The organism is Streptomyces sp. cf386 (assembly GCF_900103585.1).
Classification (GTDB): domain Bacteria; phylum Actinomycetota; class Actinomycetes; order Streptomycetales; family Streptomycetaceae; genus Streptomyces.
The window spans coordinates 82,338-109,101 of record NZ_FNHV01000020.1 but is presented as its reverse complement, the minus strand read 5'-3'; the positions used below and the strand labels follow the sequence as shown (position 1 = coordinate 109,101).

Genomic DNA, 26,764 nt, shown 5'->3' with positions numbered 1-26,764 from the left:
GAGATGACGACGATGGCCACTACGACGGCCACGACCGCCAAGGTCGCGGAGGACGCCACGGCGGTGCCGTACGCCGCCCGGATCGAGCATGTCTCGAAGTCCTTCCCGGCGCCGGGCACACCCGGCGGACAGCAGCTCGTGCTGGACGACATCACGCTCGATGTCGCACCCGGCGAGTTCGTCACCCTCCTGGGGGCCTCCGGGTGCGGCAAGTCCACCCTGCTCAACCTGGTCGCGGGGCTGGACCTGCCGTCCGCCGGTTCGATCGGCACGGACGGCAGGCCCGCCCTGATGTTCCAGGAGCACGCGCTGTTCCCGTGGCTGACCGCGGGCAAGAACATCGAACTCGCGCTCAAACTGCGCGGGGTCGCCAAGGCGGAGCGCCGGCCGGAGGCGGAACGGCTGCTGGAGCTCGTCCGGCTGCAGGGCGCGCACGGCAAGCGGGTGCACGAGCTGTCGGGCGGTATGCGTCAGCGCGTCGCCCTGGCCCGGGCACTCGCCCAGGACAGCCGACTGCTGCTGATGGACGAGCCGTTCGCCGCGCTCGACGCAATCACCCGGGACGTCCTGCACGACGAACTGACCCGCATCTGGCGCGAGACGGGACTGTCCGTCCTGTTCGTCACGCACAACGTGCGCGAGGCCGTCCGGCTCGCCCAGCGCGTCGTCCTGCTCTCCTCCCGCCCGGGGCGCATCGCCCGCGAGTGGACGGTCGACCTGCCCCACCCGCGCCGCATCGAGGACGCCGCGGTCGCCGAACTGTCCGTCGAGATCACCGAAGAACTGCGTGGGGAGATCCGCCGCCATGGCCAGCACTGACACGACCCCGGCCAAGGACGGCAACGACCTCGCCGGACTCGAAGCCGGCCTGGACGCCCTGGAAACCGTCCAGACCACCCGCACGCCCTTCCGCAGGACCCTGACCCAGAAGGTCCTGCCGCCCGTCGTCGCCATCGCCCTGGTCCTGGCCGTCTGGCAGTTCCTCATCTCCTCCGGCATCGCCGACGACCCCTCCAAACTCCCCTCCCCCGCCGACGTCTGGGGCGAACTGCACGACTCCTGGCTGCAGGGCACCCTCCTCGACTACATCTGGACGTCCGTCTCCCGCGGCATGCTCGGCTTCCTGCTCGCCCTCGCCATCGGCACCCCCCTGGGCCTGCTGGTGGCCCGCGTGAAGTTCGTCCGCGCAGCCATCGGCCCGATCCTGTCCGGCCTGCAGTCCCTGCCCTCCGTCGCCTGGGTGCCTCCGGCCGTGATCTGGCTGGGGCTCAACGACAAGATGATGTACGCCGTCATCCTGCTCGGCGCGATCCCCTCCATCGCCAACGGCCTGGTCTCCGGCGTCGACCAAGTACCCCCACTGTTCCTGCGCGCCGGCCGCACGCTGGGCGCCACCGGCCTCAAGGGCACCTGGCACATCGTCATGCCCGCCGCCCTCCCCGGCTACCTCGCCGGCCTCAAGCAGGGCTGGGCCTTCTCCTGGCGCTCCCTCATGGCCGCCGAGATCATCGCCTCCCACCCCGACCTCGGCGTCGGCCTCGGCCAACTCCTCGAAAACGGCCGCACCAACAGCTCCATGGCCATGGTCTTCTTCGCCATCCTCCTCATCCTGTTCGTCGGCATCGCCATCGACCTCCTCATCTTCAGCCCCCTCGAACGCCGCGTCCTGCGCAGCCGCGGCCTGCTGGTCACTCACTGAACGACGGAGACCACGGGTAGCCGAGACGGACGGTACGTCGGCACAGGGCACCCGTGCGGGACTGCTCAACCTCGGCCCGGCTGCATCTGGTTCACGCAGCCGGGCCGAGGCGCGGGTCCGCGAGGCCGCGCACCCTCCAGGAGGCGGCGAGGGCGGTGCGCAGGCGCTCGCGCGCGAAGCGATCGGGACGAGAGATCCCAAGACCCGGCTGTCCGAGCCGGTCATCGGGATCCGGCAGAACGGGGACGGAGCCGTCGTGCGGACGATATCCGGCGAGGAGCGCTTCGACCACGACTTCACCCCCACGCACGCCGACGTAACCCGCGCCTTGCTGGAGAACCCGCCCCCGACCCAGCACGAACCGCTCTCGTCCAGCTGTTGCCCGAGCTCCGGAGCTAGTCCCCGGTGTGCCGCCGCGCCGACTCGTTCTCCTGGGCCATGCGCCTGAGCGCCAGCAGCGCGGGCTCCAGGAGGACCGTCAGCAGCAGGGCCCGCTCGGCGACCTCCAACGGGTCCTCGATTCCACCCAGTTGGTCGAGGTCGAGGACGGCGGTGCGCTCGGCGAGTCGGGCGTACGGCAGGAGCACGCGCCAGTCGATCGGGACGCCGAGCGAGCGCAGGGAGGACAGTGTCTCTGCGAGCGTGACGCGGGCCGGGGCGGCCTGGTGCACGTCCCAGCCCAACTCCTCGACCAGGGCTTTGACTTCACCGGCCTCGAGGGCAGCGTCGGCGGGCTCTCCGGCCGACGCGAGGGAGCCCAGCGTGAGACCCAGGACGCGATGGGTGTCGTCGGTGTGCTCGGCCAGGGCGTCCAGCACCTCCCGGGTGGTGCTGACGGACAAACCACGGACACCGGTCAGCGCACGGATCAACTTCAGTCGGCGGAGGTGGTGTTCGTCGTACTCGGCCTGTGTCGCGGCCGTCTGCTGACCGGACTGGAGCAGTCCCTCACGGAGGTAGTACTTGATCGTCGTGACGGCGACGCCGCTGCGGCGGCTCAACTCGGATATACGCATTGGTCGCCCTCACACCCTGGAAATTGGATACCCCTACTGTCTAACATAGATAGTAGAGGTATCCAATATTTCCTCCTGAGAGGGCCACAGCCATGCCCACCCTGCGCTGGACCACCGTCAACACCCCCGCACCGGACACCGAGGCGTTCGTCATGGCGTCCCGCCTGGAGGTCCGCTCGCTCAAGGACGTGCCGCGTTTCTTCCTCCAGTCGCTGTCCGCGTGGAAGCAGGTCACCGGCGCACCCGGCGCGTACGGCGCCTCGCTCATCGCCGAACCGCTGAAGCGCACCTTCTGGACCCTGTCGGCCTGGGAGGACAAGGAGGCGCTGTACACCTACGTGAAGACCGAACCGCACCGGTCGATCATGAACGGCCTTCGCCCCACCATGAAGGGCTCCGCCTTCACGTTCTGGCAGGTCCCCGCGACCGACCTGCCCATCGACTGGACGGACGCGAAGCGCCGCCTGTCCGAGCAGGAACGAACCGGCAGTTGATGAGGCCGGGGTGGCGCCCGGACCGCATTGGCTCAGCCCAGCGCGTCCATCAGGGCGGTGACGTAGGCATCGAGCCGCTCCTCGACGGCCCGCGTCGTCAGCTCTGTCCTCCCCGCCTCCCGCCACGGCTGCGACACCAACCGCACCTCTTCCGAGAACGCCAGCGCGTCCCACCCGCCAGTACAGCCGCTCGCTCGCAGACACGGCCAGCACCCCGCCGGCCTCCTCATACGCCTCAGCGAACCGTTGGCCCCACGCCGGGCCGTGCAGCAGCGCGAGATTGGTCGAACAGTGCGCCACATCGAGATCCGCCGGGCCCCAGGAGGTGGCCGCCCAGTCGACGACGCCGGTGATCCGGGCACCTGCCGGCCTTGAGGTCGGCAAGTCGAACAGCACGTTGCCGGGGTGGAAGTCCCTGTGCAGGAACCGCCCTTCGTAGGGCGGCGCGGGCTCGCGGATCACGTTGATCGCCGCGGCCCATGCCGCCGCGTCGGCGCCCTTCGGAGTCACGACGGTGTCGGCGGTCGTCAACGCCACGTACTCCCGGGGCCGCTCGGCGGGTCGTAGCGTGTGGATCGCCACAAGCTGACGGGCCAGGAGAGGGACGCGCGCCTCCAATCCCTCATCGTCGAGGCGGAGTGCTGCTGATCGACAGCGGCATGGCGGGCACGCGCGGAGGCCGGTCGACTCCGCAGCCGCAGGCTTCCAGGGTGAGGCAGACCATGTGCCGCAGCGCCAGGAGTTCCTCGACGGCCCGCAGGTCGTCTTCGGCGGGGGCGCCCCGGCCGGGCAGCGGGACGTAGGTGTCGTACAGGACGACCCGGTGTACCGGCTCGCCGCGTTCGCGCAGCAGCCGGGCCGTCTCGTAGGCGACCATCCCGCCGAAGGAGTGCCCGCCGAGGAGGTAAGGGCCGTGCGGCTTGACATGCTGGATCTCGTCGGCGAACAGGGCCGCGAGTTCCTCCAGTTCGTCGAGAGGCTCCTCCTTGCCGTCCAGGCCCGGGATCTCGAAGGCGTGGCAGGCGCGGCCGTCGCCGAGCGCGCGGGCCAGCGAGGTCAGGTAGAGCGCGGATCCGCCGAGTCCGCCGGCGCAGAAGAAGGGGCGGGGGGTGTTGAGGGGGACGAGATGGACGGGGGCCGGGGCGGCGTCGGTGTCGGGCTCGGGTTCGGCGAGGAACCGGGCTGCGGCGTCGATGGTCGGTACCTCCAGGAACAGCGTGTGGGGGATGCGGTACCCCAGCCAGTCGGAGAGCCGGGACTGCAGAGCGGCCACGGACAGCGACTCCAGGGCGTACTCCTCCAGCGGTCGGCTGGTGTCCGACTGGGTTTCGGGTAGCCGGAGTTCGGCGGCGATGTGAGTGACGAGCCAATCGCGTACGGCGGTCGCGGACGGCCCGGCGGCGGGTTCGGCGGCGATCGCCGCGCGGTCGGGGGCGGTGTTGTGGGCGGGTGCTCCGAAATGCCGGCGGGCCAGCTCCTGGGCCTGGGCGACCACGCACTCGACCAGCTCGAAGGAGGGCAGACCGCCCGCGTAGTGGGTGTGGTGGTGGCCCTGCATCGCCTCCAGGCGGTCCAGGGCGCCGTCCCGCAGGTCGTCGGTGCCGAAGTGCGGCATGAACGCCCACTCGCGCCGCAAGTGCACCTCCTCAAGGCGACCGCCGAGGGTCTCGATGTCCGCGCGCAGCAGGGCGGCGACGTCGTCGGGGCGGCCGTAGGAGTAGAAGGTGCGGATGTCGCTGTCCTCGTAGCGGTGGTGGTAGGCGACGCAGTGGCCTGTGGCGGTACGGCTGTCGTTGTGCTGCTTCAGGAAGTGGAAGGCCGCGTCGGGCAGACCGGAGGCGGTGGCGACGGTGGTGTGGTAGGCGCGGTCCCGGATTCGGGCGGCGAGCGCGCGCTCCTCGCCGGTGGCGTCCAGGAACGGCAGCGCGCGGTCCACGGAGACGGTGAGCACCAGGTCGTCGGCCTCGATCGACTCCGTCGCGGTGCGCACCCGTACGCCTCCCGGGTGCCGTTCGACGGACTCGACGCATGCCCCGAGCCGTAGGTCCCGCAGTTCCTCGGCAGCCCGGCGCCACAGGGTGGCGAAGCCGCCCCTGACGGTGAACGCGCCCGGGTGGCCGAGGAGTTCGGGCTTGTTGCCCAGCAGCCCGGTCATCTCGGCGTACTTGACGAAGTAGAGCGCGGGCACGTCGTCGTCGAGATAGCCGTATCCGGCGGCCGTGAAGCCGGTGCCGAACGAGTCGGCCATGGCCTCGAGTCCGTGCTCGGCGAGCCACTCCCGCATGGGGGCGGCCAGGGCCTTCGCGGAGTGCGCGAGACCGGGTTCGCCGATGCGCGGGAACTCGCGTGCGCGCAGCTCCTGGTAGCGGCGGAAGGTGTCCTTGCGGAAGAAGGAGGTGTCCTGCGGGGTCGTCGTCGCGCGCTCGGTGTCGAGGAGCCGGTAGGGGGTGGTCGGTTCGGTGGCCACGCCCAGTTCGGCGGCGAGTTCGGCGACGCGCTCGTACTGGTTGGTGCAGATGTGGCCGCCGAGGTCGTAGGCGTGGCCGTCGATCTCCACGCTCTCGCACTTTCCGGCCACCGTGTCGCGAGCCTCCAGGACGGTGACCCGGTGTCCGGCGCGCTCCAGTGCGCGGGCGACGGTCAGGCCGCTCGGGCCGGCGCCGACCACGACGACCCTGCGGGGGGGGCCGCGGGGTTCTTCCGGACCGGCCTCAACAGCTTTGCCAGTTCGGGCGGTTGGGCCTCGCCGCGGCGGGCGCGGGAGGCCGCCCGGTAGATCAGCGCGCGCAGGTGGTTCAGGGAGGCGGTGGTGTGCGGGGAGCGGGCCAGGACGATACCCAGGTCCGGTGGGGCGAGCGCGGGATCGAAGGCGATCGCAATGACGCTGTCGTCGTCGGCGGACGCGTCCAGGCTCAGTTCGGCGAGGTCGAACCAGGGGCAGCGGTCCTCGGACCAGGCGCGGGCCGGGTCGAGGGCGGTTTCGGTGGTGCCGGGGTCGCCGTCCAGGGGGTGGAGCTGGGCCCGGACGACGTTACGGACGCCGGTGGTGCGCAGCCGGGTGCGTAACTCCTCGCGGAGGAAGGCGGGTTCGCGGGTGTCGTCGGCCGGTCGGGGGATCTCGTTCGGGGCGTCCGGCGGCCACCACAGGTCGCCGTGGTCGAAGTCGCCGCGGACCAGGGACTCTTGGACGGAGTGCACCCGGAACCGGATGAGCCACTGCCGGCCGTCCTCGGCGACGAAGCCCTGCGGCACCTGGGAGTAGGAGTCGTATGTGGCGTACGAGCCGGCCGTCCGGATGTTGTTCCAGATGACCGAGCGGACCTCGGGCCTCTCACCGATGACCTCGGCACGTTCCTCGGGGGTGCCGAAGGTGCGGCGGAATATCTCGGCGGTGGAGGCGAAGAAGATGGGTCCGGTGTTGAAGGTGAGGTCGAGAAGTCCGGTGTCGCCCTCCAGGAGGCGGAGGGTGAGGCCGCGGACGGTCGGCTTGACGTCGTCGGTGCCGACGGAGTTGCTGTAGCGGGCGAGCACCGGGAAGCGGCGGCCGGGGCGGAGGAAGGCGTGGGCGGGCAGCCGGGGGGTGTCGAGCACGGTGAGGGTGCCGCGGGCCGCGGTCGAGGTGGCGCGGAAGAAGCGGTCGCGGCGGCCGGCTGAGGCGACGGTGAGCGCGGACAGGTCGATCAGTACGCGCCGGAAGTCGTCGTCGACGTCGTACATCCGGGGGGCCTCATCACCGTCCGGGGCCGCAACGTCTACCCCTCCGACATCGAGGACAGCGTCCGGGAATGCCACCCCGGTTCTGCTCGGCGTCCGCTCGTCGATCCTCGTGGCCATTCAGGACCTCCTCGAGGCGCGCAACTTCGGCGTCGAGTTCACCGCGGCGACCGAGCTGGGACGCATGCGGGACGGACGCCAATGGAACCCCGGTTCGACCGGTGACTGCCGGACTCCCCGCCCTACGGAAGGGTGGAGTCCGATTTGCTGGGATGATCAGCTGAAAATGGGCTTTCCATCGACAGCGTGGTTCCACTGACGGTGCGTCAGTGACGCCCCCGACTGGACTCGACCCTGCGGCCAATTGCCTAGAAGGCGCTTGGCGTGCCCGCTGCATCCCCGACTTGCACGAAGGACTGTGGAGCACAACCGTTCGCCAGATGTCCCGCAGCCGTCGGGGAAACCTCCAGCCGGCCCTGTGGCCCCCATCTGGGTGTTCCTCGGTCGGCCGCGAGGCACACCGCCCCATCACCGATAGCGGGCCGGGCCCCGCGTACCGCCGCGGCGAACAAGCAGTGGTCGCCCGCCTGGGCATGACCGCAAGGGAGGAGCGCCACCGCCGGTCAGGCGCTCCACCACCGGGCCGGCGACCACTGACCTGCGGTTTGAACAGGGCGGCGCATTGCGCCCAGGGCTATGAGCTCGTCGCGGGATCCGAGCTCGACGATGCGACCGCTCTCGAGACGGGGTCCCGACGGCGACGGCCTCGGATTGCGAGACGGCCGCCCGCACATTGCGCCCGTCGGCGTACCCGTCGATGCCGCCGCCGGGACGGGTTCGATTTCCACCAGCAAACTCAATTGGAAAGCCGTCGGTACCCTTGCGGGCGGACGTGCGACCCAGGCGCGGTGCGCCCGGTCGATGGGGGTCCGCGGGCCGCGCTCGGAGGCGCGGCGGAGGTCTGTGCCGACGCAGCAGCGGGCGAAGGCGGGTTGCCCGGCAGGGGCAGGGAAGCGGGCCCACGTCGGCGCCGGACCCTGACCACGGCAACCCCTTTGGTGTAGAACACACGGATTTTCAAGCCGAGTTGGGCATCAGAGCCAAGCAGCCTGAGCCCTCCGGGGAACCCCGGTCTCGGCGAGTGCCGATCCGTCAGAGGGTGGACCGGGGCGGCGACAGACCGAGTGGATCACGGAGACCCTGGGCAGGGTGCACCGCTGTCACGACCGCCCCGATATACGCCCGAAGGGACCGTTGTGATCTTGAATCCGTCTTGATCGGTTCACCAAGAAGTTGCTTGCGGGATTGATCAACCCCGGTATACCTTTCGCGGCGCAGCGATTCATTGAAAACGGGGGGGCTCGTGGATCGAAGACCTGAGGCGTGCGCGAAGACTGCGTCTGACCAGTGCCATGTGGTGGTCATCCACCGGTGGCGGGCGGAGTACGTCGACTACGCGGCCGTGCTCGACCACACGGTCAACCGCGTCACGTACATCACGACCGAGGTCGGTCGCACCCGGGTCCCGGATCTGGCCGCCGGTGTCGAGGTCGTCGCGAACACCGACGACCTGGTGGCAGTGCGCCGGGCGGTGTCGGCGCTCGCGGAGCGGCACGGGCCCCCGCGGCGGATCATCGCCCTCAAGGAGGACGACCTGCTGACGGCCGCGACGCTCCGGGCCGAGTGGGGATGCGAGGGGACGAAGCCCGATCAGGCAATTCGGTTCCTCGACAAGCTCGTGATGGCCGAGATCGTTGCCGCCCGCGGTCTTCTGGTGCCTCCGCTCACGGCGGTCGACAGTGCAGACGATGTCCGCGCCTTCGCGGCCGAGCACGGCTGGCCCGTCATAGTCAAGCCGCGTATCGGCAGCTCCAGCGACGGCGTCGCGCGGTTACGCGGGCCGTCCGACGCGGACGAGATCGACTTCACCGAGCGGCCGATGCTCGCCCAGGTCTACAACCCGCACCCGATCTACCACGTGGACGGCGTGTATTTGAACGGACGCCTCGCCGCCTTCCGCGCTTCCCGGTACGTCAACAGCTGCCTCGACTTCCGAACCGGCGACTACCTGGGATCGGTCGAAGAGGACAACCCGGCGATCGTGTCGGCGATCGGCGCCGCCGCGGAGCGCTTCGTCGGCGCCTTCGACACCGATCCACTGGTGTTCCACCTCGAACTGTTCGTCGCGCCGGCGGCTGCCACGGGCGAGCCGGAGTGCACGTTCCTCGAGGTCGGAGCTCGGGTGGGGGGCAGTGAGATCCCGTTCCTGTGGCGGGAGGTCCACGGGTACGACCTGATGGCGGCGGCCCTCAAGCTGCAGCTGGGCGAGCCCTTGGACTCGCCGGTGCTGAAGAACGACGACATCGCCGGCTGGCTGCTGGTGCCGTCGCCGGCGCGGCGGCCCTGCCGTATCACCGAAGTCACCCCGCTCAGCGGGCGGGTCCCCGGCTTGTACGCCGAGGCGCTGTTGGGCCAGGGCGAAGTGCTGCCGTTGGCCGACGCCTATTACGAGCACGTGGGCGGCCGGTTCCGGTTCCGGGGTACTACGAGCCGGACGGTCGAGGAAGCCATCCAAGTTGCCGCCGCTGACTTCCGTATCAGCGCCGAGCCGGTGGGAGACATCGCATGAAGCATGTCGTATTGGTCGATCCGTACGCGCCGGCCCGGGGATTGCCGCCCGCGTTTCTGGAGGCGGGTTATCCCTGCGTTCGCCTGCAGAGCACCGCGGAGGTCCCGGAGGTGTACCGCGGTCCGCTGGATCTCGGCGACTACGTCACGAATGTGGTGCACCGGGGCGATATCGAGGACACAGTCCGGCAACTGTCCGCCTACCAGCCGGTGGCCGTCATCACCGGCAGCGAACTGGGCGTCGAACTTGCTGATGAAATAAGCGAGTTGATGGGTCTGGACACCAATGGCGCCAAGTTGAGCGCCACCAGACGGGACAAGTTCCAGATGATCGAGCAGGTGGCGGCGGCCGGACTGCGGACGCCGCGTCAGGTGCACGTGACCGACGGCGCGGAGCTACGCGCGTGGCACCAGGAAGTCGGCGGCCGGATTGTGGTCAAGCCTCTGCGCAGTGCGGCCGGCGACGGCGTCACGTTCTGCGACGGTCCCGACCAGTCCGAGGCGGCCCTTGCGGCGATCATGGGGCGGGAGAACATCTTCTCGCTGCCGAATCTCGGTGTGGTGGCGCAGGAATATCTCCTGGGCGCGGAATACATCGTCAACACGGTGAGCCGAGCGGGGCGACACCACGTCACCGACATTTGGGGATCCGGCCGACTGTCTGTGAACGGGATCACAGATCTGCTGGTGGAAAGCGTCCTGTTGGAGCAGGGCGCTCCCGGTCTTGACGCGTTGACCGCGTATGCGTTCGCCGTATTGGACGCCCTCGGTATTCAATTCGGCCCGGCCCACCTGGAGATCAAGATGACTCCGGACGGCCCTTGCCTCGTCGAGATCGGCGCACGCATTTCGGGCGGCGAACTGCCCTACTTCGCGGCCGAGGCGATCGGTGAATCACAGCTCGATTGGACCGTCGACTGCTACGTCCGGCCGGAACGCTTCGATGCGCGCTGCGGCACGCCGTACCGACTCAAGCACTATTTTGCCTGGTCGGCGCTGGCTTCGCCGTACCGAGGGACGCTCGTCTCCTACCGGGGGCTCGAGCAGATCGAGGCCTTGCCGAGCTTCCGCGCGGCGCGGACTCTCGTCGCGCCGGGCAGTGCGATACAGCCCACCGTGAACGATCTGACCTATCCGCTCACCGTCACGCTGCACCACGAGTCCGATGGTGTCCTGCAACGGGATCTGAACACGATCAGATATCTCGACGGTGCTGGCTTCTACAACGTAGATCACTACCAGCAGAACGGCTGACAAATGCGTATTGTCGACCTGACCCACGGATTTTCCGAGGGCATGCCTTCGTATCCGGCGGACTGGTTCCCGCGCTTCTCATTCGACCGGGCGATGACGCCGCAGACGGATCCGTACGGCACGAACCGCACGTTCTCCACGCTGCACATCTTTCCCCACAACGGCACGCACATCGAATACAAGCTGCACTTCTATCCGGGGACCGAGGGCATCGAGGACGTCCCGCTGGAGACCCTGATCGGCCGTGCGTGCGTGGCGGACCTGTCGCACAAGGGCGACTTGGAGCCGGTGACGGCTGAAGACCTGGACAAGGCCGTGGGCGACCGGTGGACGCCTGGGGACCGCCTCCTCATCCGCACCGACTACCTGCGCCACAACTGGGGTGCCGCGGACTACTGGGACCGTCCGCCGTACATGACGCCGTCGGCCGCGCAGTGGGCCATCGACAACGGCGCCGTCCTGGTCGGATTCGACTGCCTGACCGAACGTCCCGGTGATGCCGAATCGCCGGTACACCACGCACTTCTGGCTGCCGACATTCCGATCTTGGAGTACGTGGCCAACCTGCACGATCTGCAGCAGCCGGTGGTGCAGCTGTTCGCCCTGCCGATCAAGGTGGCCGGCGTGGAGGCCGCACCGGCCCGAGTGGTGGCGGTGGAGTACGCCGACGCGGCCGTGCCCACGGCGGGTCGCTGACGTGGCCACCACCGTGGAGACGCCCGCATTCCTGCGCAGCGGGTTAAACCCCGGCGATATCGTGCACCGGCACGAGTTGCGCGGACCCGATGTCGACGCGGTCGTCGCGGCGGCCGCACTGCGTGGCTCGGACCGGATCATGCTGAGCTGCCGGGCTTCGGAGGCGGAACCGGTCGTGCTGCTCGCGGTCGGCGAGCTGGCGGTCGCCCGTCGGGTGGGGCCGGAGCGCGATCTGTCGGCGCCCGCTCCGGTCACTGCGGCGATCGACTTTCTGGAGGGCCTCGAGTTCGCGTCCGGCGCGGCGCTCGACGAACGCAGCTGGTACGGCTGCATCGGGTACGACGCGGTCACCGACTTCGAGCGGCTTTCGCTGCAGTCGACGAGCCTGCCGACCTACGACATGTTCCTGCCGGAGGTGTTGATCCGTTTCGACCGCACCGGGACCACGGTGGTCGGCCGGGGCGCCACGGCGTCGGCGGCCCGGAGCGCCGCTGAGCGCGTCGAGCGGGTGCTCCGGCGGGCTGAGGAGTTCCCGGAGCCGCCGGCACGGGTCGGCCTGGGCACCTTCGGACACGGGGTGGACGAGTACCTGGAGGCTGTGCGCAGGGCGAAGGAATACATCCTGGCCGGCGACATCTTCCAGGTCGTGCTGTCGACCCGGTATTCGGCGCCCGCCGAGGCGGACGGCCTGACGGTGTACCGGCGACTGGCGGAGTTCAACCGCTCTCCCTACCACTTCTACTACCACAGCGACGAGTTCGAGGTCGTCGGTGCGTCGCCTGAGCCGTGCGTCACCCTCACCGACGGTGACGTTCTCATCCGGCCGCTGGCCGGAACGCGCCCCCGGGGAGCCGATCGCGCTGCGGACCTCATGGCTGAGCACGACCTCGTCTCGTCCGAGAAAGAGCTGGCCGAGCACCGGATGCTCGTCGACCTGGCCCGCAACGACCTCGGGCGGGTCTGTGCGCCGAGCACCGTGCGCGTGCCGCGCCTGATGGAGGTCGAGCGCTACTCGCATGTCATGCATCTGACATCTGATGTGCGCGGGCGGCTCCGCCCTGGCTGCCGCACCGACGATCTCATTCGCGCGAGTTTCCCGGCCGGCACCATGACCGGTGCTCCGAAGGTGCGGGCGATCGAGATCATCGACGAACTCGAGCCGGTCGGACGCGGCTTGTATTCAGGCGCGGTCGGATCGTTCGGCGTGAGCCATGCCGACCTGTACCTGACCATTCGCGCGCTCGTCATGCACGACGGCGAGATACATCTGCAGGCCGGCGGCGGGATCGTCTATGACTCCGATCCCCGCGCCGAACGGGATGAGTGCGTGGCGAAGCTTCGGGCCGCCGCCCGCGCTGTCGCCGTCAGTCTCGGATCAGAGGTTCAAGCGTGATCGTCATCATCGACAACTACGACTCCTTCGTCTACAACCTCGCGCAGTACATCGGTCAACTCGGGCACGAGTGCCGCGTCGTGCGGAACAACGCAGTGACGGTGGACGAGATCGCCTCGCTCAACCCGAGCCTGATCCTCATCTCGCCCGGCCCGGGCGGGCCGCAGGACGCGGGCATCTCGCTGGAACTCATCCGTGACCTCGGCCGTCGTGTGCCGATCCTCGGGGTGTGTCTCGGGCACCAGTGCATCGCGGAGGCGTTCGGCGCGCGCGTGGTCCGGGCGGCACTGCCGATGCACGGCAAGCTCAGCCCCGTCTTCCATCAGGGAACAGGCGCCTTCGCCGGACTGCCGAGCCCGCTGGACGTGACGCGGTACCACTCGTTGACCGTCGACCCGAAGTCCCTGCCGGATGAGCTCGTCGTGACGGCCTGGACCGATGCCGGCGAGGTCATGGGAGTGCGACACCGCGACCTGCCGATCGAGGGCGTGCAGTTCCATCCGGAATCCCTGTTCACCGAGAAGGGTCTCGACATGGTGGCGAACGCGCTGAAGGCAGCCGAGCGGGTGACGGTATGACCGGCTACGGAGACAAGGACATGACCAGCCATCTTCAGGACACCCTCCAGTGGCATTTCAGCCCTGAGACCGGGTCGCCGTTCTGGCTGAAGCGAAAGGAAAACCTTGGCTTCGACCCCCTCCGCGACGTAAACGAGTTCGCTGATCTACGGAAGTTTCCCGATCTGAGCGACGAGCTGCGTACCGTCCCGGTCGACGACCTGATGCCGGCCGGCTCGGCCGACAGCCCGTTCGAGGTGTACGAGTCGGGTGGCACGCTCGGCGTGCCGAAGCGCGTCGTGGAGCACCGGTCCCGGCTGGAGGGCGTGGACTGGGTCGAGACCATGCTGCCCACGTTCGGCGGTGCCGGCCACTGGCTGCACATCGGGCCGACAGGGCCGCACATCGTCGGCCGCTCCGTGCGCCGGCTGGCGCAACTGCGCCGGTCCATGTTCTTCACGGTGGACTTCGATCCGCGCTGGGTGAAGCTGCTGATCCGGACCGATCGGCGCCCCTTGGCCGACGAGTACATCCAGCATGTCCTCGACCAGGTCGAGACCATCGCCGAGTCGCAGGACATACGGGTCCTGTTCATCACGCCGCCCGTACTGGAGGCGCTGTGTGCGCGCCCGAAGCTCTACGGCATGCTGGCCGATCGCGTCACCGGCATCATCTGGAGCGGAACCAGCATCAGCAGCACGTCTCTGCGGTTGCTCCAGACCGAGTTCTTCCCGCGCGCCGAGGTGCGCGGAATCTATGGCAACAGCCTCATGGGCATCGCGCCGCAGCGGTCTCCCGAGCCCGGCGATGCGCATCCGTGCATCTTCCGGACGTTCCAACCCCGGTCGGTCGTCGAGGTGGTGGACCCGGACACGGGTGACCGGGTGGCGCCCGGCGAGCGTGGCCGCGTCCTCGTGCACCTGCTGACGAAGGATCTGTTCCTGCCCAACATGATGGAGCGCGACACCGCGATCCGGATCGCCTCGGGTCGGCCGGCCGACGGCGACGACCTCGCCGACGTGCAGCCCTTCCGCCCGGCATCCGGTGCGAAAGTGATCGAGGGCGTGTACTAGATGAGCTCTACGATTCTGCAGCCGCTGGTCGGCGGCGAGACATTCGCCTGCGACGAAACCGCCGACCTGCCCGGCGTCGACGGTGGGCTGGTGGCCCGTGTCGGAGTGTCTCCGACGCTCCTGCTCCAGCTGGCTCTGCGGCGCCTGGGTGGCGCGGCCGTCCCGTCGGCGGTGTTCAGCCGGGCGGGTGAGCTTTTCGCCGAGGCCGAGCTGGCCGGCGAGTCGGCCGACGAGTACCGCCGCCGTGTGGTGGCCGCCACGGGCCTGCCGTACCGGGTCGTGAGCGATGGTCTGCGCAGCGTCCGCGATGGACTGGCCCAGCTGGAGGAGAGCAACGCTCGGCAGCTGCCGGCGCCGGCGCCCCGGGTTCGCTGGGTGCCGCGCGGACAGAGCCTCGGGATCGTGACCCCGTCGAACCACGTCGACCCCCATCTGACGTGGGCCCGGGCGCTGTCGCTCGGTTACGGCGTGATCGTGCGGCCGGGGACGCGCGACCCGTTCACACCGTTCCGGCTCGCGGCCGCTCTCCTGGCGGCCGGGCTGCCGAAGCACTGCCTGTCCGTCCTGCCCGGTTCCCACGATCTGGGTGAGCGGCTCCTTGCCGAGTCCGACCTGGGCATCGTGTACGGCGGGCCGACCGCCGTGGGCCGATGGGCGGACCACCCCCGAGTGCTGACGCGAGGGCCCGGCCGCAGTGCCGTACTGCTGGACAAGCCGTTGTCGCCGGACATCGTCGACGCGCTGGCCCGCTCCGTCGCCGCGGACGCGGGCGTCCGCTGCACCAACACGTCGGTGATCCGCACCAGCGGGGATCCGGCGGAGGTGGCCGACGCCCTGGCGGCCCGTCTGGACGCGCTGCCGACCCTTCCGGCGGCTCACCCCGACGCCGTGCTGCCGACGGTCTCCGCGGAACAGGCCGCACAGCTGCGTCGAACGGTCGCCGACCTGGAACAGGCAGGCTTCCGGCGCCACTCGGTCGACGGCGGTCCGGTTCCGTTGGACGACGGCTCGTATGCCGCGCGCCCGGTCGTGCTCAGCACATCCGACCCTCGGCATCCGTCCATCGGCACCGAGCTGCCGTTCCCCTTCGTCGTCATCACGCCGTGGTCGGCCGCCGATGGTCTGGAACCGTTCGGCCCAACGCTCGCGTTGTCGGTCTTCAGCGATGACCTCGGCCTTCCCTCGGCCGCCCTCGCGGAGCCGCGGATCCGACGAGTCGTGGTCGGCGGGATGGCCCCCTGGACGAGCGGGCCGGAGCTTCCGCACGACGGCAGTCTGACCGGCTTCCTGCTGGAGCCCAAGGCGTTGGTCTCGGACAAGGAGCCGACCGGATGAAGCACGTGGTGGTCACCGGAGCGTCCGGAGACATCGGCACCGCTGTCGTGGCCCGTGCCCTGGCCTCGGGAGCGGAGGTCCTCGCCCAGTTCCACACGCGGCCCCCGGCCGTTGCACACCCGTCGCTCTCGTCGGTCCGGGTGGACCTGACCCGCGACGACGGTCCCGCCGAACTCGTCGCGGCGCTGCCGTGGAACAGCGTGGATCTGCTGGTCAACTGCATCGGCGGGGCGAGGTCGACGCGGTACGCCGACCTGAGTACCGCCGCGTGGCGGGACTGCATGCAACTGAACGTCGAAGTGCCGTTCGCGGTGACGCGGGAGCTGCTGGCTCCGCTGTCCGCGGCAGCCGGTGCGGTCGTGAACCTGTCGAGCGTCGCGGCGTTCACCGGCGGAGCGTTCGGTCCGCACTATGCCGCCGCCAAGGCGGCCGTGGTCGGCCTGACCCGGTCGGCCGCACGTGAGCTCGGCGACCGGGGCATCCGGGTCAACTGCGTCGCGCCGGGGCCGGTCGCATCGTCGATGACCGACTCGCTCCCCGACGACGTCCTCGCCGGCCTCCTGGCCGCCACCGCGTTGCGGCGGGTGGTGACGCCGGACGAGGTGGCCGACTCGGTGTTCGGGATCGCCGCCGCCACCGGCGTCACCGGACAGACATTGGTCGTCGACGGCGGCCGGTTCCTGCACTGAGCTTGTTCGAACCCACATCAGGTGTCCCACCTCTGGAAGGAGTCTCAGTGCTGCTTGTCTGCAGGGCTGCCGACGAAGAAGCGGTGCGCGAGCGAATACACGCCCGCGTTCCGGCCGCGCACGGCACGACCATGTGCCGGATCGGTGATGAGCTGCTGGTGTACGTGCCGGGCGATCAGCCTGCGCCGGCCGAGGTGCTGCACGAGTCCGGTCTGGTGCAGCGGGTGGTGACCGACCACTCGGACGCGCCGTTGACCGACCGGGCGGCCGCTCCTCTCGGGTCCGTCGTCACCCTCGGCGGGTCGGCGACGGTTGGCGGTGTCGACTTCGCGTTGATCGCGGGACCCTGCGCGGTCGAGAGCTATGAGCAGATGTCCGCCTCAGCTGCGATGGCGAAGGCCGGCGGCGCCGTCGCGCTGCGCGGTGGCGCCTACAAGCCGCGGAGCTCCCCCTACAGTTTCCAGGGGCTCGGGGACGAGGGCCTGCGGATCATGGCCAAGGTCAGCACGGAGTCCGGCCTGCCCGTCGTGACCGAAGTCGTCGACGCGGAGACGGTCGACCTGGTCGCCGAGCATGCCGACGTGCTCCAGATCGGCACCCGCAACGCACAGAACTTCACCCTGCTCAGGGCCGTCGGCCAGGCCGGGCGGCCGGTACTGCTCAAGCGCGGGTTCGGGTGCACCGTGAGCGAGTGGCTGCAGGCCGCCGAGTACGTGCTCGCCGCCGGGAACCCCAACGTCGTACTGTGCGAGCGGGGGATCCGCAGTTTCGAGCCGGCGACACGGTTCACGCTGGACCTGAGCGCGGTGGCGGTGGTCAAGCACATCAGCCATCTCCCCGTCATCGTCGACCCCAGTCACGGAGTCGGTCACCGCCACCTGGTCAAGCCGCTCGCGCTGGCCGCCGCGGCCGTCGGAGCCGACGGGTTGCTCCTCGACATCCACCCCGACCCGCCGTCCGCGCTCTGCGACGGCGCTCAGGCGCTCGATCGGGAGCGCTGGTTCGACCTCGCCGACGCGCTGCGCGACGTCCTCACCAGCCTGGGGCGGGGCCTGACGCTGCGTGAGCCAGAACCGGTCGGGCACGTCGCATGACCGGTCATCCTGATGTCGCCGTGATCGGCGGCGGGGTCATCGGCCTTGCGGTGGCGTGGCGCTGCGCTCAACGCGGACTCGACGTACACGTTTTCCACGACGAGATTCCCGGCACGGCCTCCGCGGTCGCGCCCGGCATGCTGGCGCCGGTGAGCGAAGCGGATTTCCCCGATCCGGCCCTGCTCACATTCGCCCACGAGGCTCGTCACGGTTGGCCCGCGTTCGCCGCGGAGCTCGCCGCCGCGAGCGGCATCGACCTCGGGTACGCAGCCGACGGGCTGCTCCTCGTCGCCCACGCCGTCGAGGACCGCGCTCGGCTGGCCGCGATGTACAGCTTCCGGGAAGGCTTCGACGCCCCGTGCAAGAGTCTGGACGCCGACGAACTGCGGGCCCGGGAGCCGCTGCTCTCGGCCGAGTGCCGAGGCGGCGGGTTCGCCACCGAGGACCACCACGTCGACGCGCAGCGGGTCCGGGCGGCGTTGCGCGCCGCCGGGCAGGCGCTCGGAGTCCGCTACGTCGACCGGCGGGTCCGGTCACTCGACGAGGTCTCGGCAGGCTCGGTGCTCGACGCCACCGGGGCGTGGTCGCCCACGCTGTACGAGTGGCCGGTCACGCCGGTGCGCGGCCAGGTGGTGCTGCTGCGGGATCCGTCCGGCGGCCCCGGGCTCCGGCACGGCATCCGCGGCGTGGTGCGGGGTGAGCCCGTCTACCTGGCAGGCCGGGACGGCCACGAGACGATCGTCGCCGCCACCCTGGACCACGCGGGCTTCGACGTGCGGCCCTCGGCGCAGGCGACTGAAGCGCTGCTGCGCAAGGCGGTCGCGCTCGTGCCGGCGCTGGCCGGTCACGAGGTGGCGGCGACGCGAGTGGGCCTGCGGCCCGACACTCCCGACCACCTGCCGATCATGGGACGGATCCCGGGCCGCCCGGACGCCTACGTCTGCACCGGGCACTACCGGCACGGCTTCCTGCTCGCACCGGTCGTGGCGGACCTGATGACCGCGTTGATGGTCGGCGGCACCGACGGGATTCCGGCGGCATTCGCACCTCAACGGTTCCGATCAACGAAGGAAAGCGCGTCGCGATGACAACTCCATCTGTGGAAACGAGCCCGCCGACGAAACGCAGGCCGGTGACGGGATGGCTCGACCCGGCACGTCTGCTGAACGTCGCCTGGCCCGTCTACATCGAGCTCATGGCGGGTGTCATCGCCAGCATCATCACGGTCGTCTGGATCGCGAAGCTCGGGGGGCCGGCGCTCGCCGCCGTGACCATGGCCGCCACGCTCGAGAACGTGCTCATGGCTGTCATCCTGGCGGTCAGCGGCGGCACGACGATCGTGCTGTCGCGCGCCGTCGGCGCGAGTGAGTACGGGCAGCTGCGCTCGGTGCTGCGCGCCGCGTTCCGCATCACCCTCGCCGTCACCGCGGTGATCTGCGTGGTGCTCTTCGTCTTGAGGGAACCTCTGGCGAAACTGATCCTCGGTTCGGACGAGGCGTCGGCGGTCCGGCTGTCGGTCGACTACCTCACCATCGCGGTGCCGGGCATAGCGGTCTTCTACGGCCAGCACCTGGTGGACAGCACGTTCAAGGCCAACGGGGACACGCGTACGCCGATGCGCATGGCCGTCCTGTCGAACGTGATCCTCGTCGTCGCCGACCCCATCCTCATCTACGGGTGGCTGGGCGCCCCGGAGCTCGGCGTCACCGGCGCGGCACTGGCACTCGTCGCGTCGCGAGCGGTCACGCTGGCCGTGACCTGGTGGCTCTACCGGCGGTCTCCGCTGGTGCGCGAGATGGACGCCGCTCCGGAAGCGCCGGCAGCCTCCGGACCCGGTCCTGTGAGCGAGATCCTCCGGGCCGGCCTGCCGCTGGGAGTGGACTTCCTGGTACGGATGGCCGCCGGCATGCTGATCGTCGGGGTGGTGGCCCGTTTCGGAACGGACGAGGTCGCCGCGTACGGGACCGTCACGCGGACGCTCCTGTTCTTCACCATGGCGGCGTACGCGATGCGGCAGGCCGCCACCATCGTCGCGGCCCAGGCGAACGGCGCCGACGACGAAGTGCTGCTCGCGGCGAGCCGCTCGTCGTCGGTGCGGCTCGGCATCGCCTGGTCCCTACTCGGCGGTCTGTCGGTGCTGCTCCTCGGCGGCTTCGCGGTGGACGCGGTCACGGGCGAGGCGGCGATCCGTTCCGCGGCCTACGGCCAGATCCCGTGGCTCGCGGTCTACATCGCTCTGCTGCTCTGCAACGTCACCCTGAGCGGCATCTTCCTGGGCGGCGGGCAGGGCAAGGCGCTGGCCACCTCCACCACGGTCGGTGCGGCCCTGCAGCTCTGCCTGGCACCACTGCTCGTCCTCACGCCGCTGGGGCTGACGGGAGCGTGGATCGCCATGATCATCAACGCCGGTACGCAGACGACGGTTCTCCTCGTGCTGGCGGCCCGACAGACCAACGAAACCAAGGAAGTTACGGCATGAACGCGCCCGTGGCACTCGGAATCGCGTCCCTCGCCCACGTGCTGGGTGAGCCCTGCGACGTCGCCGAGACGGCCCCCTCCTACGTCGACGACCCCGACCGGGTGATCCGTTGGGGGTACCGCACCTTCCATCGGGCCGCACCGGGCATCGGGCAGACCCGCATGGCGGCGGACGCCGCCCGCCAGGCCCTCGACGCCGCCGGCCTCTCGGCGTCGGACATCGACTACCTGGTGGTCGCGGACAGCGGAGTCCCGGAGTACCTCAACTGGGACGCCTCCGCGGCAGTCGCCCGCGAGCTCGAACTGGGTACGACGCCGACCCTGCTCGCCACGCAGGGGTGCGCGTCCGCGGTGACCGCACTCCAGCAGATCGCCGGGCTGATGGCGGTCCGGGACGACATCCAGCGCGTCCTGCTGGTCGCGGTGCACCGGGTCAGCGAGACCCACATCAACCGGATGCGCAACAACACCTGCCTCGGCAGCGACGGGGCCGCTGCCGCGGTGGTCCAGCGCGGACACGACCGGCTGCAGTGGCTGGCGACGGACCAGATCGTGGACCCGCGCTACGTGGACTTCTTCCGGGTCGAATACGGCGGCAGCGCCGCTCCGGCCGGCGAGAACCTCGAGGTGGATCAGATGGCCCTGGTCCACCGGCACTTCCGTCGCGAACCCGAGCAGCTCGCCCAGTTCGTCAAGGACGTCGACCACCAGGTGGCCGCCGTCGTGGAGCGCGCCTGCGAGCGGGCCGGCGTGTCGTCATCGGAGATCAAGCGCCTGATCTATCTGAACGACAACCAGCATTCGCTGGCCGGCGTCGCCAAGGCCACCGGGGTTCCGCTGGAGAGGACGAACGCGGCGCTCGCCGCCGAGCTGAGCCACGTCGGCTGCGCCGACCAGCTGATCTGCCTGAGCATCTACGACTCCCGGGACGAGCTGGCACCCGGCGACCTCGTGGCTCTCGCCGGCCTGTCCGGGGGCATGCAGTGGTTCTGCAGCCTCGTGCGGGTCTGAGGCGGGCGGACATGACAGACAACACTGCCCTCGGCCGTACCGACGACCTGTCGTTGGCCGACGACCGCACCGCGGTACTGCGGCTACCGAGCGAGATCCCGCCCGGCCGGGGCGTCCCGGCGGTTGTGCTGCTGCACCCGTTCGGCGCCTGGGACCGGGACGCGTTCCTTCCCGCCGAGGCGTCCGGGAACGGCCCGGTTCGCCTGTTCGACGATGTGGGTGCCGCCCTGGTCCGGGCCAACATCGCCGCGGCCGCGTTCGACACCCGCTTCCTGAGCGAGGACCGCCGCGACGGCGCGGGCTCACCTCGGTTCACGTTCACCGGCCTGGTCGACGACGCGGTCCGGGTGGTCGAACAGACACGGGCCCACCCCGACGTGGACAGCGGGCGCGTGCTGCTGCTGGGCGTCTCGATGGGCGCCGAAGTGGCGCTGGCCGCGGCGGAACGCCTCGGGGGCGACAGCCGCCTGGCGGTCGTCGCCCCGAGCGTCGAGACGCGCCCCGTCTTCCAGCGGTGGATGGGGCTGGACCGTCGTCTGGAATGGCTGAGCGCGGGCGGATTCGCCGGCGCCGACGGCACCGTCGACCTCGCCGCGGCGAAAGCCGACGAGAAGGGGCGCAGCGGCTGGTGGGAGGAGTTCGACCTGGTCGACCGCTTCGGCCCGACCATTGATCTCGAACTGCTGCGCGCCGAGCTCGCGTGGGAGTACGACACCTGGGAGCAGCAGGCGCTGGTGAACGGCGACGAATCGGCGCCCGCCTCGTTCTGGCGCGACTGGTTCGCGCAGCCTGCTCCGTACCGCCGACTGGCCGGGATCACCGGCCGGATGACGATCCATGTGGGCGCCGAGGACTGGACGACGCCGCCCCGCCAGGCTCACCTCCTGCACCACGCGGCGCTCGCGCAGGGCCTGCGGTCCGAGCTGACGATCCATCCGCGGCTCGGGCACCTGATGTCGGCCCGCTCGTCGGAGGGCCGGCGCACCTACGGACCGTTCGACCCCGACTTCCTGCGGGCCCTCGTCGAATCGGTCGACGCGGTGCTCCGCCCCGGCCCCTCCCTCTGAACCAACCACCTGAACGAAAGGCCTCCCGATGGAGAAGCTCACTCTCGAAGCGCTGATCGAACTGCTCAACGAATGCAACGACTTCGAGGATCCGGTCGAGCCGACGCCGGACGTCCTCGACCTCACGTTCGACGCGCTCGGATACGACTCGCTGACGCTGCTCAACGCGATCTCGAAGCTGGAGCGCCAGTACGAGATCGAGCTCCCCGAGTCGATCACCTCCGATGCGAAGACGCCGCGTGAGCTTCTCGCGGTCGTCGACACCCGTCTCGCCTAGCCCCGATCCGAAGAACGGAGAACACAGGACGTGTGCGGAATCACCGGATGGTTCGACCGTCATCGCGGGCTCGAACGCGATCACGAGCTCGTACGGAAGATGACCCAGACCATGGAATGCCGCGGTCCGGACGAGGAGGGGACGTGGATCTCGGGTCCGATCGCGCTGGGGCACCGGCGGCTGTCGATCATCGACCTCGAAGGCGGCAAGCAGCCGATGGTCGCCGATCAGGAAGGTGACCGCACGCTCGCGGCCCTCACCTTCTGCGGCGAGGTCTACAACTACCGTGAGCTCCGCGCGGAGCTCATCACGCACGGCCACACGTTCCGGACGAACAGCGACACCGAGGTCGTCCTGCGGGCCTACCTCCAATGGGGGGTGGACTTCGCCCGCCACCTCAACGGCATGTTCGCCATCGGCATCTGGGACGCGGTGCGCCAGGAGCTCGTCCTCGTCCGGGACCGGATGGGCGTGAAGCCGCTCTACTACTACCCCACGCCGGGCGGTCTCCTGTTCGGTTCGGAGCCCAAGGCCATCCTGGCGAACCCGCAGGCGCGCCGGACCGTCGACCGAGTCGGCCTGTGCGAGGCCCTGGACATGGTGAAGACGCCCGGGGCGGCCGTGTTCAGCGGCATGCACGAGGTCCTTCCGGGCGAAGTCATCCGAGTCGACGCGATGGGCATCAAGAAGTCCCGTTACTGGGCGCTCGAGGCGGCCCCGCACACCGACACCCGCGAGCAGACCATCTCGAACGTCCGGGACCTGCTCGAGGACATCGTCGGCCGGCAGCTGATCTCGGACGTGCCGGTGTGCACACTGCTCTCCGGCGGCCTGGACTCCTCGACGATCACGGCGATCGCCGCCCAGGTCCTGGAGCGCGAAGGCCGCGGACGCGTGAACTCGTTCTCCGTGGACTTCAAGGGCTCAGCCGACAGCTTCGAACCCGACGCCGTGCGCGGAGCTGCCGACGCGCCTTACGTGCGGGACCTGTCCGCGCACGTCGGCACCGACCACCGGGAGATCCTGCTGGACAGCCGCGAGCTGTCCGATCCGGCGATCCGGGCGGCCGTGCTCCGAGCCACCGACGTACCGCCGGCGTTCTGGGGCGACATGTGGCCGTCGCTCTACCTCCTGTTCCGGGCGGTCCGCCAACACTCGACGGTGGCGCTCTCGGGCGAGTCCGCCGACGAACTGTTCGGCGGCTACCTCTGGTTCCACCGCCCGGAGGCGGTCGACGCGACCACGTTCCCGTGGCTCACCTCCGGATCCGCCCGGTACTTCGGCGGCACGTCCCTGCTCGACGGCGGCCTGCGGGAGAAGCTCGACATACCCGGGTACCGGGCCGACCGGTACGCCGACGCCGTGGCCGAGGTGCCTGTGCTGCCGGGCGAGAGCGACGTCGACCGGCGGATGCGCAAGGTGTCGTACCTCAATCTGACGCGGTTCGTGCAGACCCTCCTCGACCGCAAGGACCGCATGAGCATGGCGGTCGGCCTGGAGGTCCGCGTGCCGTTCTGCGACCACCGCCTGGTCGAGTACGTCTTCAACACGCCCTGGGAGATGAAGACGTTCGACGGCCAGGAGAAGAGCCTGCTGCGTGCGGCGGCCCGGGACCTGCTGCCGGCATCGATCCTGGAGCGGAAGAAGACGCCGTATCCGGCGACCCAGGATCCGGGATACGAAGCCGCACTGCGGGCCGAGATGGCCGAGGTGCTCGCCGACCGCAACGCACCGGTGCACCCGCTCCTGGACCGGGCCAAGGTCGACAAGGTCATGGAGAGGTCGCTCAGCGCGACGAGCCTGCCCTACAGCCGCGGCGGGCTGGAGATGGCGCTCTGGCTCAACCGCTGGCTGTCGGCCTACGACGTGACCCTCGACATCTGACGGGACGGTAAGACGATGGATTTCAGTCTGTTCTACTTCGCCAACGAGCAGGAGGCGGAGGCCGACTCGACGGACCGGTACGGTCTGCTTCTCGAGGGGGCGAAGTTCGCCGACACACACGGCTTCACCGCGGTGTGGACACCGGAGCGGCACTTCCACGAGTTCGGCGGCATCTACCCGAATCCGTCCGTGCTGGGGGCGGCCGTCGCCACCGTCACCGAGCGCGTCGGTATTCGCGCGGGCAGTGTGGTGGCACCGCTGCACCATCCGGTCCGCATCGCCGAGGAGTGGGCGGTGGTCGACAACCTCTCCGGCGGCCGGGTCGGCGTGTCGTTCGCCTCCGGATGGCACCCGCAGGACTTCGCGCTGCGTCCGGAGAACTTCGCGGACCGCAAGGTGAAGCTGGAGACGACCGTCGAGGAGGTGCGTGAGCTGTGGCGCGGCGGCTCGGTGTCCGTCGTCGACGGTGCGGGCGAGCCGCAGCGCGTGCGGTCCTATCCACGTCCCGTACAGGCTGAACTGCCGGTCTGGATCACGAGTTCGGGCGGTCCCGAGACGTTCCGGGCAGCGGGTCGCGCACGGGCCGGGCTGCTGACCCACCTCGTCGGGCAGAGCCTGGACGAGCTGTCCGACAAGGTCGCGCTCTACCGCGAGGAGTACGCGGCCCAGTCCGGTTCGGACCAGGACCGCGGGCACGTCGTCCTCATGCTCCACGCGTACCTGCACGAGGACGAGGACGTCGCCAAGGAGACGGTCCGGGCACCCTTGTCCGCCTACCTCCGCAGCTTCGCCGGGCTGACCATGAGCTCCGGCCCGAAGGGCCGGCGGATCGATCCCGCAACGCTCAGCCCCCGGCACTTCGACGCCATGGTGGAGCGCTCCTTCGAGCGGTATTTCGACGAAGGGGGTCTTCTCGGCACCGTCGAGAAGGCCATCGACGTCGTCGAGCGGGTCCGGAAGGCCGATGTCGACGAGATCGCCTGCCTCATCGATTTCGGGGTGGCCCGGGACAAGGTCGTGGCGGGTTTCGATCTCCTCGGCTCACTCCGGGCAGCTGCCTCGGAAGACAGCCGATGACCCGCACCGAGAGCGCGGACCGCGTGCGGCTGCCGGAACACCCGTCCAGCGAGTTCCGGCGGTCGGCCGGCCGATTCCCCACCGGGGTGACCGTGCTGACCTGCGTGCGGGACGAGGAACTGCACGGCATGACGGTGAACGCGTTTGCCACCGTGTCGCTCAACCCGCTGCTGGTCCTGGCGGTACTCGGGACCAACTCCCGGACGTCCGGGCAGGTGTTGTCCGGCGACGGGTTCGCGGTGACCGTGTTGAGCTCTCTCCAGGAGCCGACGGCCCGGTCGTTCGCGGACCCCGTCCGGACCCGGGGCAGCGCCGCGTTCTCCGACGTCGCCCACACCCCTGCCCCGTGCACCGGTTCGCCGGTGCTGCTCGGCGGGGTCGCCTACTTCGACTGTGTGGTCGAATCCACCTATCCGGCCGGCGACCACACCATCCTCGTCGGCGCTGTCCAGACATTCGGCCTGCTGTCGGAGGAGCCCGCACTGCTGTTCAGCCGAAGCCGCCTCGGTGCGGAACCGGATCTGCGGCGGCCATGAGGGGTTCGGAGTAGGCGTGGACGGATGGGATTTCGGACTACTGACGATCGCCTCCACAGGAGCGGGTGCCGTCAACGCGGTGGTCGGCTCGGGTTCGCTGATCACGTTCCCCGCGCTCATCGCGATGGGCTACCCGCCGATCCTGGCGACCGTGTCGAACAATGTCGGGCTCGTACCGGGTATGGGCAGCGCGGTGTACGGCTACCGCCGGGAGCTCACCGGACAGCGCCCGCTCCTCCTGCGGCTCGCGGCGGCTGCCGGAATCGGCGCGCTGATCGGCAGCCTCCTGCTGCTCAGCCTGCCGTCCGCCTGGTTTCAGAAGGTCGTGCCGATTCTGATCGGTACGGCCTGCGCACTGGTGATCCTGCAGCCCGTCCTGGCCCGCCGCCTGGCCGCCGAACGCCGCCGCGGCGGTGCGGGGCTCGGGCTCGGCGTGTTCGGCACCGGCATCTACGGCGGCTACTTCGGGGCCGCCCAGGGCGTCGTCCTCATCGGGCTGCTCGGCGCACTGACGACGGAGGACCTGCAGCGCCTGAACGCCGTGAAGAACGCTCTGGCGCTGACGGTGAACCTGGTGGCGGCGATCGTCTTCGTCAGCGTCACCACCGTCGACTGGTACGTCGCCGGGATCGTCGCGGCAGGGTCGACGGTCGGGGGCCTGCTCGGATCCCGGTACGGCCGATTGCTGTCGCCGGTAGCCCTGCGGGGCACGATCGCCGCGGTCGGACTGCTCGCCATGACCGACCTGATCGCCAGGTCCTGGTGAATCGCTCAGCCCGCACGAGGGTTCGA

The 26,764-nt window shown here is 69.9% G+C and carries 24 protein-coding genes and 1 pseudogene; 21 read left to right on the top strand and 4 right to left on the bottom strand.

All coding sequences use genetic code 11. The features are described 5' to 3' along the window. Positions 1-3: 3 nt before the first annotated feature. Positions 4-819 carry an ABC transporter ATP-binding protein gene (locus BLU79_RS37895; protein WP_177001333.1) on the top strand — a complete coding sequence of 272 codons (816 nt, stop codon included), beginning with the start codon at positions 4-6 and terminating at the stop codon, positions 817-819. After that, a complete protein-coding gene (locus BLU79_RS37890; RefSeq protein ID WP_093910549.1) occupies positions 806-1,699 on the top strand; it encodes an ABC transporter permease in 894 nt (297 codons plus the stop codon). Before BLU79_RS37895 ends, BLU79_RS37890 begins: the two co-directional genes overlap by 14 nt. Before the next feature lie 395 nt (positions 1,700-2,094). On the opposite strand, the gene BLU79_RS37885 is transcribed toward BLU79_RS37890, so the two are convergent. After that, positions 2,095-2,715, bottom strand: coding sequence for a MerR family transcriptional regulator (locus BLU79_RS37885; protein WP_093910548.1), 621 nt, complete (start codon positions 2,713-2,715; stop codon positions 2,095-2,097). 92 nt (positions 2,716-2,807) lie between these two features. Here BLU79_RS37885 and BLU79_RS37880 point away from each other — a divergent pair, with 92 nt between their 5' ends. Next, positions 2,808-3,209, top strand: a complete 402-nt coding sequence (locus BLU79_RS37880; RefSeq protein ID WP_093910547.1) for a DUF3291 domain-containing protein — start codon at positions 2,808-2,810, stop codon at positions 3,207-3,209. 32 nt (positions 3,210-3,241) lie between these two features. On the opposite strand, the pseudogene BLU79_RS37875 reads toward BLU79_RS37880, so the two are convergent. The 3 genes and pseudogenes from BLU79_RS37875 to BLU79_RS37865 all read right to left on the bottom strand — a co-directional run. Then, positions 3,242-3,842 (bottom strand): annotated as a pseudogene (locus BLU79_RS37875) (aminoglycoside phosphotransferase family protein); the annotation flags it as partial. Further along, a complete protein-coding gene (locus BLU79_RS37870) occupies positions 3,832-5,877 on the bottom strand; it encodes an alpha/beta fold hydrolase (RefSeq protein ID WP_093910546.1) in 2,046 nt (681 codons plus the stop codon). The pseudogene BLU79_RS37875 and the gene BLU79_RS37870, both read right to left, overlap by 11 nt. Beyond that, on the bottom strand, positions 5,850-6,926 hold the full coding sequence (locus BLU79_RS37865; RefSeq protein WP_093910545.1) for a catalase family protein: 1,077 nt from the start codon (positions 6,924-6,926) through the stop codon (positions 5,850-5,852). Before BLU79_RS37865 ends, BLU79_RS37870 begins: the two co-directional genes overlap by 28 nt. Before the next feature lie 1,411 nt (positions 6,927-8,337). Here BLU79_RS37865 and BLU79_RS37860 point away from each other — a divergent pair. From BLU79_RS37860 to BLU79_RS37775, 18 genes are read left to right on the top strand one after another with little or no spacing between them, the layout of a single operon-like run. Then, complete coding sequence (locus BLU79_RS37860) at positions 8,338-9,552, top strand: ATP-grasp domain-containing protein (RefSeq protein WP_256333617.1); 1,215 nt, start codon at positions 8,338-8,340, stop codon at positions 9,550-9,552. Continuing rightward, the gene (locus BLU79_RS37855; protein ID WP_093910543.1) at positions 9,549-10,805 is read left to right on the top strand and encodes a biotin carboxylase; all 1,257 of its coding nucleotides are present in this window, start codon (positions 9,549-9,551) and stop codon (positions 10,803-10,805) included. Before BLU79_RS37860 ends, BLU79_RS37855 begins: the two co-directional genes overlap by 4 nt. 3 nt (positions 10,806-10,808) lie before the next feature. Continuing rightward, positions 10,809-11,501, top strand: a complete 693-nt coding sequence (locus BLU79_RS37850) for a cyclase family protein (protein WP_093910542.1) — start codon at positions 10,809-10,811, stop codon at positions 11,499-11,501. A 1-nt stretch (position 11,502) separates the two neighbouring features. After that, positions 11,503-12,894 carry an anthranilate synthase component I family protein gene (locus BLU79_RS37845; RefSeq protein ID WP_218137820.1) on the top strand — a complete coding sequence of 464 codons (1,392 nt, stop codon included), beginning with the start codon at positions 11,503-11,505 and terminating at the stop codon, positions 12,892-12,894. Then, complete coding sequence (locus tag BLU79_RS37840; protein ID WP_093910541.1) at positions 12,891-13,472, top strand: anthranilate synthase component II; 582 nt, start codon at positions 12,891-12,893, stop codon at positions 13,470-13,472. Before BLU79_RS37845 ends, BLU79_RS37840 begins: the two co-directional genes overlap by 4 nt. A gap of 20 nt (positions 13,473-13,492) precedes the next feature. After that, on the top strand, positions 13,493-14,524 hold the full coding sequence (locus tag BLU79_RS37835) for a phenylacetate--CoA ligase family protein (RefSeq protein ID WP_256333616.1): 1,032 nt from the start codon (positions 13,493-13,495) through the stop codon (positions 14,522-14,524). Continuing rightward, the gene (locus BLU79_RS37830; RefSeq protein WP_093910539.1) at positions 14,525-15,859 is read left to right on the top strand and encodes an aldehyde dehydrogenase family protein; all 1,335 of its coding nucleotides are present in this window, start codon (positions 14,525-14,527) and stop codon (positions 15,857-15,859) included. Then, the gene (locus BLU79_RS37825; protein WP_093910538.1) at positions 15,856-16,548 is read left to right on the top strand and encodes an SDR family NAD(P)-dependent oxidoreductase; all 693 of its coding nucleotides are present in this window, start codon (positions 15,856-15,858) and stop codon (positions 16,546-16,548) included. Before BLU79_RS37830 ends, BLU79_RS37825 begins: the two co-directional genes overlap by 4 nt. A gap of 47 nt (positions 16,549-16,595) precedes the next feature. Then, a complete protein-coding gene (aroF, locus tag BLU79_RS37820) occupies positions 16,596-17,642 on the top strand; it encodes a 3-deoxy-7-phosphoheptulonate synthase (protein WP_093910537.1) in 1,047 nt (348 codons plus the stop codon). Continuing rightward, a complete protein-coding gene (thiO, locus tag BLU79_RS37815; protein ID WP_093910536.1) occupies positions 17,639-18,730 on the top strand; it encodes a glycine oxidase ThiO in 1,092 nt (363 codons plus the stop codon). Before aroF ends, thiO begins: the two co-directional genes overlap by 4 nt. Further along, the gene (locus BLU79_RS37810; RefSeq protein ID WP_093910535.1) at positions 18,727-20,121 is read left to right on the top strand and encodes an MATE family efflux transporter; all 1,395 of its coding nucleotides are present in this window, start codon (positions 18,727-18,729) and stop codon (positions 20,119-20,121) included. The genes thiO and BLU79_RS37810 overlap by 4 nt, the downstream gene beginning before the upstream one ends. Beyond that, positions 20,118-21,131 (top strand): 3-oxoacyl-ACP synthase III family protein, encoded by a 1,014-nt coding sequence (locus tag BLU79_RS37805; RefSeq protein ID WP_093910534.1) that lies wholly within the window; start codon positions 20,118-20,120, stop codon positions 21,129-21,131. Before BLU79_RS37810 ends, BLU79_RS37805 begins: the two co-directional genes overlap by 4 nt. 11 nt (positions 21,132-21,142) lie before the next feature. Next, positions 21,143-22,198, top strand: coding sequence for an alpha/beta hydrolase family protein (locus BLU79_RS37800; RefSeq protein ID WP_093910533.1), 1,056 nt, complete (start codon positions 21,143-21,145; stop codon positions 22,196-22,198). A gap of 28 nt (positions 22,199-22,226) precedes the next feature. Further along, positions 22,227-22,475, top strand: coding sequence for an acyl carrier protein (locus tag BLU79_RS37795; protein ID WP_093910532.1), 249 nt, complete (start codon positions 22,227-22,229; stop codon positions 22,473-22,475). Between the two features lie 30 nt (positions 22,476-22,505). Then, positions 22,506-24,359, top strand: a complete 1,854-nt coding sequence (gene asnB / locus BLU79_RS37790; protein ID WP_093910531.1) for an asparagine synthase (glutamine-hydrolyzing) — start codon at positions 22,506-22,508, stop codon at positions 24,357-24,359. A gap of 15 nt (positions 24,360-24,374) precedes the next feature. Then, positions 24,375-25,436 (top strand): MupA/Atu3671 family FMN-dependent luciferase-like monooxygenase, encoded by a 1,062-nt coding sequence (locus tag BLU79_RS37785; RefSeq protein WP_093910530.1) that lies wholly within the window; start codon positions 24,375-24,377, stop codon positions 25,434-25,436. Further along, positions 25,433-25,972, top strand: coding sequence for a flavin reductase family protein (locus BLU79_RS37780; protein WP_093910529.1), 540 nt, complete (start codon positions 25,433-25,435; stop codon positions 25,970-25,972). Before BLU79_RS37785 ends, BLU79_RS37780 begins: the two co-directional genes overlap by 4 nt. 16 nt (positions 25,973-25,988) lie before the next feature. Then, a complete protein-coding gene (locus tag BLU79_RS37775; RefSeq protein WP_093910606.1) occupies positions 25,989-26,738 on the top strand; it encodes a sulfite exporter TauE/SafE family protein in 750 nt (249 codons plus the stop codon). The last annotated feature ends 26 nt before the right edge of the window (positions 26,739-26,764 follow it).